Here is a 12,098-nt window from a genome sequence, read left to right on the forward strand (position 1 = left end):
TGCCGCCATAATGCGATCGCAGAACACCGCCACAGAGCGATCATCTCTACATTTCGCGGCGGTCGGTGTCGCTCATGCGTGTACCGGTGAACGATCCCCGTACGGGACAGTGCAGACCTTCTCCCTGTCGACCCCGGGAGGCGGCGCTAGGTGCGAGCACCAGTTATCTCGGCCGCGACATAATCGTCGCGTGACCGCACAGACTCCACCCTCACCACCGATTCCTGTCTCAGGGCAGTCTCGGACAACCCCTCGCACGACATGGAAGGTCATTCTTGTGATCGCCGCCGTGATCGCGCTCGTAGAAGCTGCCGGCGCCATAGTTCTGGGGGCGATGTTCACCCAAGAGTCGACGCAGGCAGTGATTCTCTACGGAGTCGGCGCATCAGCGGCCGGCATCGGAGCCGAATTTTTCAGCCTGGCGTTCACGCCTAGAAACCGGCTCGAGACCGTGGGAGCCGTGCTGGGCATCGGCGTCCTGGTGCTCGGTGTCGCCGTGGCCACCGGAGGCGCTGTGGAGAAGTACGCCCCAGACTGGGCGCCTACAGTCGCCTTGGTTGCAGCTGGTGCGGGTTGTGTTGCAGCACTGGTGGGTGCTTTCAAGAAAATCCGCGGTTGAGCGCATGTGTGGTCGTTTCGTCGTCAAGGACTCCACGGCGGCTCTGCTGCCGGATCTCGTCTCGGCCGACTTCGGGGGTCTGCGACCGAACTACAACGTGGCGCCGACGTCGCCGGTGACCGTCGTGCGGGAGCGCGACGGGGAGCGGTCGGCGCCGATGGTGCACTGGGGCTTCGTCCCGGTGTGGGCGAAGGACTTCAAGAAGCAGCGGCCGCAGCCGATCAACGCTCGGATCGAGACGGTCGCGAGCTCGCCCATGTTCCGGAAGGCGTTCGCGACGTCGCGGGTGCTGATCCCGGCGGCCGGCTACTACGAGTGGACGGTGACCGAGACGGGGAAGCAGCCGCACTTCATCTACGAGCCCGACGCGGCCCTCGCCATGGCGGGGATCGTCTCGGCGTGGCCGGATCCGTTTAAGGCGGAGGACGATCCGGAGAAGTGGCGGTTGTCGACGGCGATCATCACCCGGGACTCGCATGTGGCGCCGGGTGAGGTTCACGATCGGATGCCGGCGTGCATCACGCCGGACGGGTACGACGACTGGCTCGGCGGGCACCTCGACGTCGACGCTCTGATGCAGCTGCTCGACCGGGAGTCCTACTCGGTCGCGCACGACCTCGAGCACTACGAGGTGTCCCGCGACGTGAATAGCGTCCGCAACAACGGGCCCCACCTGCTTGACCCCCTCCCTCTGCCCGCGGATGGATCGTCGACCGGTGAGAGTCGCTCGTCATGAGCGGCTGGCTCATCGCAATGAATCTGTACGCCGCGGGGGCTAGCCTCTGGGGCTTGATCCGGCTTGCCCTGGGCGCTCAGAGGGAGGCACGTCGAATTGACGCGGAAGCCAATACTCCCGTGGACCCTTCTCTTGCGTCAGAGTTTTGGCCCGTCGAAGCGATGCAGGAAGGACGCGCCGCCGATGCTCTTCTTGACTTCGTGAAGAGAGCGGCGACGTCAGGGCCGACCGCCGCGTGGCGCGACGTGCTCATTCTTGGGTCCGCTGTCGTCGTAGGAGGAGCGGCGAACGTCATTCCCCTTGTGTGGACAGTCGAACCACTGTTTCCGTGACCGGCTACAGCGGGAGGTCCGTGTGCGCCTCGATGAGTTCGAGCGTCACCGCACGCAGCTCGGGGTTCAGGAATCTGCCCGGCGCCGATCCGTCGGACGTCGTAATCGCCTGACGGCCGTCGGTCGCGGTGTAGGTGACTGCGTGGATGACCGCGTTGCGCTTGTCCTTGGCGGGCCGCCCGACGTCGGTGATCCAGTCGAGCTGGTCGGTACGGCGAGCGAGGCGGGCCAACGTTTCGAGTTGGCTGATTGCCTGACCGAGGGTCTTCGTAAACGGTTCATCGGTGGAGGCGCCGAGGTGCCGACCGATCGCGTCTCGGACGCCGGCGTGCAGACGAGCGGCGGCCCATGCGACGCGGCCGAGCTCCATCAGGAGGTCGGGATCAGTGGGCATCGAGTCGACATAGGCGTCAGGCAGGGAGGTCATGCCCGATCTTGGCACTGCGCTCTACGCACGGAAAGCAACTCCTGCTGGCGCCGTGGACACGTCCAGCCTGCGGTGGGAGGGTGAGGGCATGTCGAAGCCTCGGACCAAGCTCGCGCGTGCCGCGCTGATCAGTAACGGCATGGTGTGGTTCGGGCTGTCGCTGATGCTCTTCTCCATCGCCGGCGAGCAGACTTACGCGGCCTTCAACGGCACCTGGTTGAACGTGCTCGGGTGGTCGCTGATCGTCCTCGTCGCCGCGGGCCTGGCCGTCGTCGGTGTGATCGAGAACCGGAACATCCGGGCGGGGAAGAAGTACAAGCCGCGTCCTCGTAGCTGACTCCCGCTCGAGCGCGCGGCCGTTCCACGTGCTCGGGTGGGGGGGTCGAGGGGGCTCTCCCCCTCGTGGGCCGGCACTGCCGGTCCGCCGCTCCCATCGGCGCCGGGTGCGACGATGGGAGCATGTGGGAACTGGCACACCGGACGCGCGCTGAATCGGCATCGACGGTTGTGCAGAGCAACGCGGCGACGTCGGCCGCGGCGATCGCGGAAGTGCGCGCTGCGATCCCGGAGGATCACGTCATCCTCTACGTGCTCCGGCTCGCGGACGGCTCGGCGTAGGGGTTCAGGCCGTCCCGGCGAGGAGGGCGACGGCCGCTGCGGAGAAGAGGACAACGGCCGCCACGAGAGCGCCGCGGGCTCGGGCGCGCTTGTCGACCGCGACCTCGGACAGCTGCGCGGAGTGGAGCTCGGAGTCGCGATACAGCGGCACGACACCGGCGGCGACGAGCGCAGCAGCCGTCACGGCCAGCAGCAGAGCGATCACGTCCCACATGCCGACCAACTTACTCAGCCGCGGGGCGGCGCTGCGGTGGGGGGTGCGTTGCGCGGCCGTCGTGACGACGGCGGTCGCGCGGGTGAGGTTGGGGCCGATGGCGTCGGCTTCGAGGACGCGGCCGGTGCGGCGGTTCTCGCCTTCGCCCCAGGCGACGGTGCGCTCGTAGCCGACGACGATCACGCCGTCTCCCTTGTGGAGGGAGGCGAGCACGTGCTCGCCCAGCTCGAACTTCGCTTCCACGAAGTGCGTCGTCGGGGCCTCGTGCGGGGTCCACTCGCCGCCGCGGTATTCGCCGGTGTTCTCGATGACGCGCAGCTTCACGATCTGCACGCGGCCCGCCTGCACGGCTTCGGGGTCGGTGGCGAGGTTGCCGGTGATCGTCCTGGTGCTCATCTGTCGTCTCCTGCTCGTGCGGTTCGTGGGTCCCGTCGACGTTGACGGGCTCTCGGTCGCGGGCTCGGCCGCGGGGGTGTCTGTGGGGTCGTCGGCGGGCGGTTCGATCCCCCAGGATGCGAGCGCTTCGCGCCGGGTGATTTCCACGGGCGGCTCGGACAGCGCTCTGCGCTGTTCGAGCTCGGCGCGGGTCACGTACTGACCGGGGATGCGGCGTTCGTCGCCGTAGGCGGCGCGGTAGAGCCGGTCGGCGTCGTTCTCCAGCCGGTCCACCTCGGCCTGCCGGTCCGCGAATCCGGCGAGGTATCCGGCCCGGAACTCATCGCTCGGGATCTCGCCGCTCATGCCGCGTGCTTGTCGATGAGGTCGGGGCGGAACCCCGACCAGTGGTCCTGATCGCTGGCGACGACGACGGGGGCGGCGGAGTAGCCCAGCTCCTCCATGACGTACTCGAGCGCGGCCGGGTTGGTGGTGAGGTCCACGACGTCGTACTCGATGCCCTTCGCGTCGAGCGCGCGGTAGGTCGCGGTGCACTGCACGCACGACGGCTTCGAGTAGACCGTGAGCATCAGTCGGCCCACCCGTCCGACTCGTCGCCGCGGTGCGGGTCGTGCTCGTCGTTGAGCCGGGTCCAGGCGTGCAGCTCGGCCCACTGCTCGGCGGCGTCGTGGTGTCCTGCCTCGGTGAGGAGGTCGATGATCGGCGTCGCGCGCGCGCACGTGAGCGTCGGGGCGATCGCTTCCGCGACGGCGGGGTCCGAGAGAGTCACCGCGAACGTCGCCACGGCCGCCTGGTAGATCGCCACCGCGTCGGGGGTGGCCTGCTGCTCGCTCATCGCTCCGATCCTCCCTCAGCGTGGTGCCGATCGCCCTCGTCGTCGTCCGTGGCGTGCTCCGCGATCCACAGGTCCGCGGCCTCGTCACGTCCGAATGCTCGCAGGAGTCCGGCCAGCGCGTCGACCTCGGCACAGCTGAGTCGGACGGCCAGGTCGTCGGCGGTGTCCCCGTGGGAGAACACGGAGGCGAACTCGGCAACCGCGTCGAGGAGGGTCGGCTCCTCCGCCGCGGGGCTGGTGGTGATGGTGTCTGACATGGCGTTTCCTCCTCGATGGTGGTGCGGGCTACTGCTGGGTGCGGGTGAGGGTGTCCACGAACATGACGCCCTCGGTTCCGGGGATCGTGGCGGTGTGCGCGAGCGCCCAGCCGTTGCGTGCGTGGGCGGCAAGGTCCTCGTCGCGCTCCGCGATCTTGCGGAACTGGGTGCGCATCCCCTCCTCGGTGGCGGCCGGGACGAAGGTGCTGACGGTCGTGATCTGCTGCATTTCTCTTCCTCTTCCTCATCGTTTTTTTGCCGTGATTCTCAATCAGGTTTGTCAAGCCAGCGGGGGTGGTCTGGCTCGCCTGTTCTTCCTTCTCTCCCAGCGTTTTTTTGCCTGGAAGGCACGTAGTGCCGAGCAGAGGCGGAGGCGGGAGCGCAACCCGGAGGGCGGCGGAGGAGAGGTTGTCGGCGCGATGTGAGGGAGCGCAGCGACCGCGTGGCGGGAACCTCGGAGGAGCCGGCCGCGCAGCGGCTTGCGTGGACGCCGCAGGCCCGTACGCTGCCGAAGGCTTCCAGGCAAAAATGCGCGCAGCGCACACCACAGCGCCGACCGAGGTCGGCGTCTGCTTGCTCGCGGAGACTTCCGCCGAGGGGGTTCGATCGGCCAGAGGACGAGCCTCTACTGGGAGGCTGTCTGCTCTTGAGCAGGAGCGCGCCGAGTGGCGTCCGCCTCGTGGCGATACAGCGAAGCCCGATCCCACCTGACGAGGTGGCCCGGATCCTCAGCAGTACGGCCGCGGGTACCGTTCCCTGGCGGTCTGCGTGCTCGTTCGCCTCGGTCTGCGCGGGGATGGAGAGCAGCGCGCTGCCTCGGGCCTTCACGCGAAGGAGCGCGCAACGGATCGTCGCTCTCGCTGAAGCCGCCCGCCGCGCGGATGCTCTCCCAGCGATCTTCTCGCCTCGTTGAACGTCCGCGACTGCTGTGTCGTGTCCTCGGTGGGACCACCTCGGCCCCCGCACTACAGGAGGCATCATGCTCAAGCGAATCGCGACCACTGTGACCACTGCGGCGTTCGCCGCCGTCCTTCTCGCCGGATGCTCGACGGCCGCCGGCTCGGCCGCCTCGTCGGAAGCGCCGGCCGACAGCCCTTCCGCCACCGCCTCCGCCTCCGCTGAGACGGCGGCTCTCACGACGGCGTCCTCGCCGCTGGGCGAGATCATCACGGACGAGGCCGGCTCCACCGTCTACACGTTCACGAAGGACACGCAGAACTCGGGCAGCAGCAGCTGCTACGACGAGTGCGCCACGACCTGGCCGGCCGTGTCGGCGTCCAGCACGACCGCCGCGGATGGGATCACCGGAGAGGTCGGCTCGATCACGCGCACCGACGGGACGACCCAGCTGACCGTCGACGGATGGCCGGTCTACCGGTTCGCGAAGGACACCGCACCGGGCCAGGTCAACGGGCAGGGTGTGAAGGACGCCTGGTACGTCCTCCTCCCTGACGGCACGATGAACAAGGAAGCTGCGGGCATGAGCACCGCCACCCCGGCGTCCTGATGCGACGGCGACCCGTCCCCGCGCAGCGAAGCGCATCGCCCGGACGGGTCGCCGGTTCTCGACAGGCAAGGACCGGAAGGGATGACCCGCAGTGATCGGAGCAACCGAGATGACGGAGTGCGCCGTGGCGCTTCGAGGCGGTGAGCACTGTGCCCCGCCCCGTCGATGAGCTCCTGGCGGCGCTGTACGAGAGTCACGGCCCGGCGTTGCGGCGATTCGTGCAGAACCTCACTCGGAACGCGGCTCTGACGGAGGACGTCGTGCAGGAGACGATGGTCCGGGCCTGGCAGCGCCCGCAGGTCCTCGAACGCGACGCCGACGCCGCTCGCGCGTGGCTGTTCACCGTCGCCCGCAACCTCGTCATCGACGACGCCCGCTCCGCTCGGAGCCGACGCGAAGTGCCGGCGAAGGACGAGGACGGCGGCGGCGCCGTCCCCGATCGCACCGACGCGGTCCTGGACAGCATCCTCGTCGCCGACGCTCTCGCATCGCTGTCGGTGGAGCATCGTCAGATCGTGGTGGACGCGTACTTCCTCGGACACACCGTCCCCGAGATCGCCCGCCGGCACTCCATCCCCGAGGGAACAGCGAAATCCCGATTGCACTACGGACTGCGCGGACTGCGACTGGCTCTGCAGGAAAGGGGCGTCACCCGATGAACGACCACCACGGAAGCTCTGCGACGGAGGACGAGTACCGCGACTGGGACGCGTCCTACGTCCTCGGCGCTCTCCCCGCGGATCAGCGACTCGAGTACGAGCAGCACCTCAGCGGCTGCGCGGACTGCCGCGCGGCCGTGGCAGAGCTGGCAGGACTGCCCGGCATCGTCGGTCGCCTCTCCGTCGAGGACGCTCTCGCCATCAGCGCATCGGACGACGGCGACGACGCGCCGCCGTCGATGGTGACGCTGCCCGCCATCGCCCACCGTGTCCGGACGCACCGACGTCGGCGCCGGCTGGTGACGTCCCTCGCCGTCGCGGCCGCCGTCACCGCCTCCGTCTTCGGAGGCGTCGCTCTCGGCACGGGCATCGCGGGCGCTCCCGTGGCGAGCGAGGCGACCCTCGAACCGATGGACCCGATCGCGGCCGATCCCGCTCTCGCTGCGGACATCCAGGTCGAGGGGAAGCCGTGGGGCACCCGGCTGGAGTGGAGCTGCACCTACAGTGGTGACGCGCCCGCCGACGCGGAGTACGAACTCGTGATCACCCGCACAGACGGCAGCACGACCACCGTCGCCACCTGGACGGCGGCCGGGAAGCGCGCCGTCGACCTGGCGGCATCCACGGGCATCGCCCGGTCGGAGATCACCGGCGTCGACATCAGGGTCCGCGGCACGAACTCCCCCCTCGTCCGCACCGACACCTGAGACACCATCCACCCGCAGGAGACACCGACACTGCCCGCGGTGCCGCGGACACCGGACAGGAGCAGACCATGAGCACCGAGACCACGCCGCTGCACATCACCCGCGAGGGCCCTAGAAGCTTCATCGGCCGCAACGCGCGAGGAGCCGAGGTCCGCATCGGCGGGTCGGAGGCCGACGGTGTGTTCTCGCCCGGCGAGCTGCTGCACCTCGCCCTCGCCGCCTGCGGCATGCTCTCCTCGGACCACATCCTCGCCAGCCGGCTCGGAGCCGACTTCGAAGCGACCACCGACATCACCGCGACCAAGCCCGAGGGTGAGGACCGCTACGACTCGATCACCGCCGTGATCCGCGCCGACCTGTCGGCGCTCGATCCCGAGCGGATCGCCTCACTGTCCGAGCGCACCCGCCGGGCGGTCGACCGTCAGTGCACCGTCGGCCACACGCTCGAGCACGGCGCGGCGTACACCGTCGACATCGTGGACGACCAGGCCGTTCCCGTCAGCGGTCCGCGGACGGGGACCGTCTGAGATCAGCGCCTCATCGGTCACGAGGACCGGTGCCGACCGAGCCGCGGACGTCTGCCTTCGGTGCCGTCAGTCTGCGACTCGCCGACCGGATCCGAGACGATTCGCGAGGCGGAGCGCGTTCACGGAGCGGAGGTGCTGGTCGGCGCGGTGACGTCCGTTGGCCGGTGAGGGGTGCGGTGCCGCGAGGACGGGGACGACTCGGGGATCATCGTGCAGGGTCAGGTGGCGCATGACCCCGTCGAGCGCCACGGTCCCGTAGGTGACGACGGCGTCGAGCGCGGGCAGCAGCTCCAGCAGCTCACCGAGCGCGAGCCGGCCCTGCTCGATGTCCGCGGGGCGGATGCGGCCAGGGATCTCCCACGGGATGAGGTTCCATCGGAGGTAGTGGTCGCGGGGGAGTCCGGACTCGATGCGGGCCGCCCGGAACGCGGCGGCGGTGGGCCCGAGGTTGTCTTCGCTGCAGACGGCAGCGGATCCCGCGGCGATCGTCCGAGGGCCGGGTGACTGCATCAGCACCAGGACGCGACTGGCGGTGCCGCCGGAGCGGGGATCGAAGCCCGGAACGAAGCGTCCGGTCGCGTCCGCGGTACTCCGCCAGGTCTCGGCGAGGGCGTTCAGGGTTCGGATGTCCACGATGGTCCTCGATCCCGGTCAGGCCGGTCGCGGTGGTGCGAGCAGGGTGCCGCGGATCACGGAACCGTGGAAGGTGCGGGCGGCGACGATGATCCACGCGGCGACCAGGCCGACGTAGTAGAGCACGGCGAGGCCGGCGACGACCGTGAGACCGGAGTGCAGGGCGAGGCCGTTCAGTCCGGTGACGCAGGTGCCGACGGGGAACGTGAACGACCACCACGTCAGACTGAACGGCAGGTGCTCCTTCGCGGTGCGGAGGGTGATCGCGAGGGCGATGACGGTCCAGAGCAGCGCGAAGCCGAGCATCGCGAAGCCGTACACCAGAGCCACGACCAGCAGCGCACGCGCTGTGCCGGCGTCCACGACGGTGGGCGCGTTCGAGGCGAGCAGATTCACAGCGGTGATCGACTGTCCGACCGGACCGAGGACGATCCACAGTGTCGGCACCATCCCCGCCGCTCCGACCTTGTGCTGCGCGAGCCGGTTCCAGATCAGGGTGATCACCACCAGCGACGCGATCAGGCTGAGGCCGAAGAAGCCGTAGCAGGACCACAGGAGCGTCTCCCGCGCTTGCCCGGCGGGCGCGTACGGCAGCAGCAATGCGCCGGTGGAAGCGGACACCATCGGCGGAACGATCGGCATCAGCCAGCCGCCGAACGCCGAATCGGGCTTGTTCTCATGCCGGGTGAACGCGAGGTAGGGCACCAGGACCGCCGTCACCAGCCCGCCGAGAGTCCCCGCGGTCCAGAGCACCCAGTCGATGGTGACAGCGGCGGGCAGGCCGATCCAGTCCTTGCCGAGGAGGAGGGTTCCCGCGCCGACGGTGAGAAACGCCATGGGAGGCGCGCCGTAGAAGTGCGAGAGGACCGGATTCAGGTGGTGCCTCATCGCTGTAGCGCGGTAGCGGACCCAGTGCAGCCCGGTCGCGACCGTCAGCGCGACGAGCAGCAGCGCGGCGATCGCCCAGACGACGGTGGCCCCGGTACGCAGTCCGGGGAACTGGAGTGGCAGGGACGCGGCGGCGACCGCGACGATGCCGGTGCCCATGATCGACGCGAACCAGTTCGGCGTCAGGTTTGACACGATCAGTCCCGGATGCTCCAGCTCCCGGAACAAGCGCCTCGACCGCGGAGAATGCCCGATCGAGGAAGATGCGCGGGCGGGGGAGAGAGTTGTCATGACTCCAGCCTGAGCATCGCCGTCCCCAGCCGATACAGCGATCGTGTTGGCGGGGCACAATGAGTGCTTGTGGCGACGCGGCGATTGACGGATCGGATCCTGGATCTCGACACGCTGGAGGTGCTCGAACGCATCGCCGAGGCGGGCTCGCTCTCCCGCGCTGCCGAAGCCCTCGGCGTCACCCAGCAGGCCGTCTCGGCGCGTCTGCGGGTAGCGGAGCGCGCCATCGGGCAGCCGCTCGTGCGCCGCTCTCCGACCGGGTCCCTGATGACCGACGCGGGCCGGCTCGTGCTCGAGTTGGCCGGCCCGGTCCTCGAGGCGTCCCGCCGCCTCGAGGCGGGCGCGGCGGCACTGCGACAGCCGACCGGCTCACTGGTCCTCGCGGCGTCGCAGACGATCGCCGAACTGCTGCTCCCACGCTGGCTCCTCGAATTCCGACAGCGCGCACCCGAGGTGAGTGTGCAGCTGATCGCCGGCAATTCAGCCACGGTCACCGAGCTCGTGAGATCCGGTGCGGCGCAGCTCGGATTCGTCGAGACACCGGCGTCCACGGCCACGCTCTCCTCTCACGTGGTCACGGAGGACGAACTCGCTGTCGTCGTAGCACCGGACCACCCCTGGGCACGCGCGGCGAGTATCAGCGCCGAGGACTTGGCCGGCACCGCACTGCTGACGCGAGAGGAAGGCTCCGGCACCCGGACGACCCTCGAAGCATGGCTCCACGACGCCGGGCTCGCACCCGCGATTCCCGCCGCGATCCTTGAGACGACGGCGATCATCCGAGCGAACGCCCGCGCCGGCATCGCGCCCGCAGTCATGAGCATCCTCACCGTCGAAGCAGATCTCGCCGCGCGCTCACTGATACGAGTGCCCCTCCGCGGACCAGCACTCGTGCGACCCCTCCGCGCCATCTGGTCCGATCGCATCGGGTCGTCCGCGGCGGCGTTCCTGGAGATCGCGCACGAGATGCGCTGACCGGTGCACGGCTCGTCGCAACGCCGATCACGCCAGCGGCCGTGTCAGCTCGAGCTGCAGCGATCCGGTCGATCTGCACACGGCGGCACGGACGTCATGTCGCGGTGATGGCGAAGAGCCCGCCGATGCCGACGGTGTAGAGCGCGAGCACGATCAACGAGTCGACCCCCATGCCGGCGATGCGGCGGGTGGGTCGGAAGATCAGTCCGACGACGTAGACGAGGGTGAGCAGGGCGGCGAGAGCGGTGAGGTAGATGTCGGACGAGTTCGCCTGCGGGAGGACCGCGGTGCCGGAGAGGACGGTGGCGACGAGGAACAGGACGGGGAGAAAGGCGTTGCCGCCGAAGATGTCGCTGATGGCGAGGTTGTCGTCGCCCTGCTTGATGGCTTGCAGCCCGGTCGAGATCTCGGGGAGGGAGGTGGCGAGAGCGAGCACGGTGGCTCCGAACAGCACCCCTGAGAGACCGAGCTGCGAGGATGCCGCGTCACCGGCGCGCTCGAGCACGACACCGGCGAGGAGGGTCGCCGCGGCGGAGATCGTGAACACGATGGTCGCCTTGCGTGTGCTCATCGGGTGCGTCTTCTTCTTCGCCGGGGATGCTGTCGCGTCGGGGGCCCGCCCGTCCTCGTGCCAGGGGAGGTGCTTGCCGGAGCGCTGCACGAGCAGCAGCCCCACGACCCAGAGGCCGGCGATGAGGACGACGTCCGGGGTCAGGCGCAACACTTCCAGTCCGGAGGGCAGCTGGCTGCCGGCGATGACGACGGCGAGCACCGCGACGACCACGAGCCCCTCGAGCACGAGTGTGAGGGACGCGGCACGGTAGGTGAGCGGCTTCGCACCCTTTCCGCGCTTGCCGAACAGGTCGAGGACGACGAGGACCACGGTCTGCAGTGCGATGCCGCCGAGGATGTTGCCGACCGCGACGTCCAGGTTCCCGGAGAGCGCGGCGGACACGGTGATCGCGATCTCCGGCAGGTTCGTCGCGACGGCGAGGACGATCAGACCGCCCAGCGCACTCCCCAGGTGCAGACGCGCGTCCAGAACGTCCGTCGCCTTCGACAACTGGATGCCGGCGATCCACACCACTGCGGCGGCGGCGAGAAAGATGACGACGAGAACAACGAAGGGCAGACCATCCATGCAGTGAGTGAACCGCGCCGACGACGATTCGAGACCCCCTTGCGCCTGGGCTGCTTCTCACCGTCTCGCGCGCGGTGGTCTCCGTGGTGATCGGTTCGACCGCGTGCCATCCTCGACGACACCCCGATCGTCGGGTCGAGCGTGATCCCGCCGTTCGTTCCCGAGGCGCGCTTGGTCAGTAGCAGCCGATCCGGGTACGCCGCAGCGTCCGCGCGTGTACGCGCGGGCCGCTGGCGGGGACCAGACCCGGGAGGAAGGCACCGGTGTCGCCCGCAGTGCATCTGCGACACTCCACTGGCTCCAGCGGACGGCGACCTGACTGCAGGTGCGGGCGGG

General features: G+C 69.2%; 19 protein-coding genes. 10 read left to right on the forward strand and 9 right to left on the reverse strand.

Features of this window, described 5'->3' with window-relative positions; translation table 11 throughout:
- Positions 1-277: 277 nt before the first annotated feature.
- The 3 genes from C5D08_RS15040 to C5D08_RS16780 are packed head-to-tail and all read left to right on the forward strand — an operon-like array spanning position 278 to position 1,687.
- A complete protein-coding gene (locus tag C5D08_RS15040) occupies positions 278-619 on the forward strand; it encodes a hypothetical protein (protein ID WP_104277723.1) in 342 nt (113 codons plus the stop codon).
- Between the two features lie 4 nt (positions 620-623).
- Positions 624-1,355, forward strand: a complete 732-nt coding sequence (locus C5D08_RS15045; RefSeq protein ID WP_104277724.1) for an SOS response-associated peptidase — start codon at positions 624-626, stop codon at positions 1,353-1,355.
- A complete protein-coding gene (locus tag C5D08_RS16780; RefSeq protein ID WP_146086128.1) occupies positions 1,352-1,687 on the forward strand; it encodes a hypothetical protein in 336 nt (111 codons plus the stop codon). Before C5D08_RS15045 ends, C5D08_RS16780 begins: the two co-directional genes overlap by 4 nt.
- A 4-nt stretch (positions 1,688-1,691) precedes the next feature.
- On the opposite strand, the gene C5D08_RS15050 is transcribed toward C5D08_RS16780, so the two are convergent.
- On the reverse strand, positions 1,692-2,114 hold the full coding sequence (locus C5D08_RS15050; protein ID WP_104277725.1) for a hypothetical protein: 423 nt from the start codon (positions 2,112-2,114) through the stop codon (positions 1,692-1,694).
- A gap of 88 nt (positions 2,115-2,202) precedes the next feature.
- Here C5D08_RS15050 and C5D08_RS15055 point away from each other — a divergent pair, with 88 nt between their 5' ends.
- Entirely contained in the window at positions 2,203-2,451 is a 249-nt protein-coding gene (locus C5D08_RS15055; protein WP_104277726.1) for a hypothetical protein, read from the forward strand.
- A gap of 122 nt (positions 2,452-2,573) precedes the next feature.
- Positions 2,574-2,732, forward strand: a complete 159-nt coding sequence (locus C5D08_RS17110; protein ID WP_181110226.1) for a hypothetical protein — start codon at positions 2,574-2,576, stop codon at positions 2,730-2,732.
- A gap of 4 nt (positions 2,733-2,736) precedes the next feature.
- Here C5D08_RS17110 and C5D08_RS17115 read toward each other — a convergent pair whose 3' ends face one another.
- From C5D08_RS17115 to C5D08_RS15080, 5 genes are read right to left on the reverse strand one after another with little or no spacing between them, the layout of a single operon-like run.
- Positions 2,737-3,687 carry a hypothetical protein gene (locus C5D08_RS17115; protein ID WP_181110228.1) on the reverse strand — a complete coding sequence of 317 codons (951 nt, stop codon included), beginning with the start codon at positions 3,685-3,687 and terminating at the stop codon, positions 2,737-2,739.
- The gene (nrdH, locus tag C5D08_RS15065) at positions 3,684-3,914 is read right to left on the reverse strand and encodes a glutaredoxin-like protein NrdH (RefSeq protein ID WP_104268997.1); all 231 of its coding nucleotides are present in this window, start codon (positions 3,912-3,914) and stop codon (positions 3,684-3,686) included. The genes C5D08_RS17115 and nrdH overlap by 4 nt, the downstream gene beginning before the upstream one ends.
- Entirely contained in the window at positions 3,911-4,177 is a 267-nt protein-coding gene (locus tag C5D08_RS15070; RefSeq protein WP_104277727.1) for a hypothetical protein, read from the reverse strand. The genes nrdH and C5D08_RS15070 overlap by 4 nt, the downstream gene beginning before the upstream one ends.
- On the reverse strand, positions 4,174-4,434 hold the full coding sequence (locus tag C5D08_RS15075) for a hypothetical protein (protein ID WP_216848815.1): 261 nt from the start codon (positions 4,432-4,434) through the stop codon (positions 4,174-4,176). The genes C5D08_RS15070 and C5D08_RS15075 overlap by 4 nt, the downstream gene beginning before the upstream one ends.
- Positions 4,435-4,462: 28 nt before the next feature.
- On the reverse strand, positions 4,463-4,663 hold the full coding sequence (locus C5D08_RS15080; protein WP_104277728.1) for a hypothetical protein: 201 nt from the start codon (positions 4,661-4,663) through the stop codon (positions 4,463-4,465).
- 750 nt (positions 4,664-5,413) lie between these two features.
- Between C5D08_RS15080 and C5D08_RS15085 the strand changes: the two genes are divergently transcribed.
- The 4 genes from C5D08_RS15085 (at position 5,414) to C5D08_RS15100 (ending at position 7,834) form a co-directional block, all read left to right on the forward strand.
- Entirely contained in the window at positions 5,414-5,941 is a 528-nt protein-coding gene (locus C5D08_RS15085) for a hypothetical protein (RefSeq protein ID WP_056045783.1), read from the forward strand.
- A 149-nt stretch (positions 5,942-6,090) separates the two neighbouring features.
- A complete protein-coding gene (locus C5D08_RS15090) occupies positions 6,091-6,600 on the forward strand; it encodes a sigma-70 family RNA polymerase sigma factor (RefSeq protein ID WP_056865923.1) in 510 nt (169 codons plus the stop codon).
- Positions 6,597-7,307 carry an anti-sigma factor gene (locus C5D08_RS15095; protein ID WP_104277729.1) on the forward strand — a complete coding sequence of 237 codons (711 nt, stop codon included), beginning with the start codon at positions 6,597-6,599 and terminating at the stop codon, positions 7,305-7,307. Before C5D08_RS15090 ends, C5D08_RS15095 begins: the two co-directional genes overlap by 4 nt.
- Before the next feature lie 68 nt (positions 7,308-7,375).
- Positions 7,376-7,834: an OsmC family protein gene (locus C5D08_RS15100; protein ID WP_104277730.1), complete on the forward strand. Its 459-nt coding sequence runs from the start codon at positions 7,376-7,378 to the stop codon at positions 7,832-7,834.
- A gap of 66 nt (positions 7,835-7,900) precedes the next feature.
- Here the strand turns inward: C5D08_RS15100 and C5D08_RS15105 are convergent, their stop codons facing one another.
- Positions 7,901-8,467, reverse strand: coding sequence for a uracil-DNA glycosylase family protein (locus C5D08_RS15105; RefSeq protein ID WP_258060518.1), 567 nt, complete (start codon positions 8,465-8,467; stop codon positions 7,901-7,903).
- A gap of 18 nt (positions 8,468-8,485) precedes the next feature.
- Complete coding sequence (locus tag C5D08_RS15110; protein WP_258060519.1) at positions 8,486-9,550, reverse strand: TDT family transporter; 1,065 nt, start codon at positions 9,548-9,550, stop codon at positions 8,486-8,488.
- A gap of 216 nt (positions 9,551-9,766) precedes the next feature.
- On the opposite strand from C5D08_RS15110, the gene C5D08_RS15115 reads away from it, so the two are divergent.
- Positions 9,767-10,621: a LysR family transcriptional regulator gene (locus C5D08_RS15115; protein ID WP_374953345.1), complete on the forward strand. Its 855-nt coding sequence runs from the start codon at positions 9,767-9,769 to the stop codon at positions 10,619-10,621.
- A 94-nt stretch (positions 10,622-10,715) separates the two neighbouring features.
- On the opposite strand, the gene C5D08_RS15120 is transcribed toward C5D08_RS15115, so the two are convergent.
- Positions 10,716-11,762: a sodium:calcium antiporter gene (locus C5D08_RS15120; RefSeq protein ID WP_104277734.1), complete on the reverse strand. Its 1,047-nt coding sequence runs from the start codon at positions 11,760-11,762 to the stop codon at positions 10,716-10,718.
- Between the last annotated feature and the right edge of the window lie 336 nt (positions 11,763-12,098).

The sequence above is a fragment of the Rathayibacter sp. AY1B6 genome (assembly GCF_002932755.1).
GTDB lineage: Bacteria > Actinomycetota > Actinomycetes > Actinomycetales > Microbacteriaceae > Rathayibacter.

Excerpts from the sequence above, each read along its gene's own strand:
- C5D08_RS15050 (WP_104277725.1), bottom strand. The coding sequence starts at position 2,114 with ATGACCTCCCTGCCTGACGCCTATGTCGACTCGATGCCCACTGATCCC.
- C5D08_RS16780 (WP_146086128.1), top strand. The coding sequence starts at position 1,352 with ATGAGCGGCTGGCTCATCGCAATGAATCTGTACGCCGCGGGGGCTAGC.
- C5D08_RS15075 (WP_216848815.1), bottom strand. The coding sequence starts at position 4,434 with ATGTCAGACACCATCACCACCAGCCCCGCGGCGGAGGAGCCGACCCTC.
- C5D08_RS15070 (WP_104277727.1), bottom strand. The coding sequence starts at position 4,177 with ATGAGCGAGCAGCAGGCCACCCCCGACGCGGTGGCGATCTACCAGGCG.
- C5D08_RS15095 (WP_104277729.1), top strand. The coding sequence starts at position 6,597 with ATGAACGACCACCACGGAAGCTCTGCGACGGAGGACGAGTACCGCGAC.
- C5D08_RS15045 (WP_104277724.1), top strand. The coding sequence starts at position 624 with ATGTGTGGTCGTTTCGTCGTCAAGGACTCCACGGCGGCTCTGCTGCCG.
- C5D08_RS17110 (WP_181110226.1), top strand. The coding sequence starts at position 2,574 with ATGTGGGAACTGGCACACCGGACGCGCGCTGAATCGGCATCGACGGTT.
- C5D08_RS15120 (WP_104277734.1), bottom strand. The coding sequence starts at position 11,762 with ATGGATGGTCTGCCCTTCGTTGTTCTCGTCGTCATCTTTCTCGCCGCC.
- C5D08_RS15100 (WP_104277730.1), top strand. The coding sequence starts at position 7,376 with ATGAGCACCGAGACCACGCCGCTGCACATCACCCGCGAGGGCCCTAGA.
- C5D08_RS15085 (WP_056045783.1), top strand. The coding sequence starts at position 5,414 with ATGCTCAAGCGAATCGCGACCACTGTGACCACTGCGGCGTTCGCCGCC.
- C5D08_RS15080 (WP_104277728.1), bottom strand. The coding sequence starts at position 4,663 with ATGCAGCAGATCACGACCGTCAGCACCTTCGTCCCGGCCGCCACCGAG.
- C5D08_RS17115 (WP_181110228.1), bottom strand. The coding sequence starts at position 3,687 with ATGAGCGGCGAGATCCCGAGCGATGAGTTCCGGGCCGGATACCTCGCC.
- C5D08_RS15055 (WP_104277726.1), top strand. The coding sequence starts at position 2,203 with ATGTCGAAGCCTCGGACCAAGCTCGCGCGTGCCGCGCTGATCAGTAAC.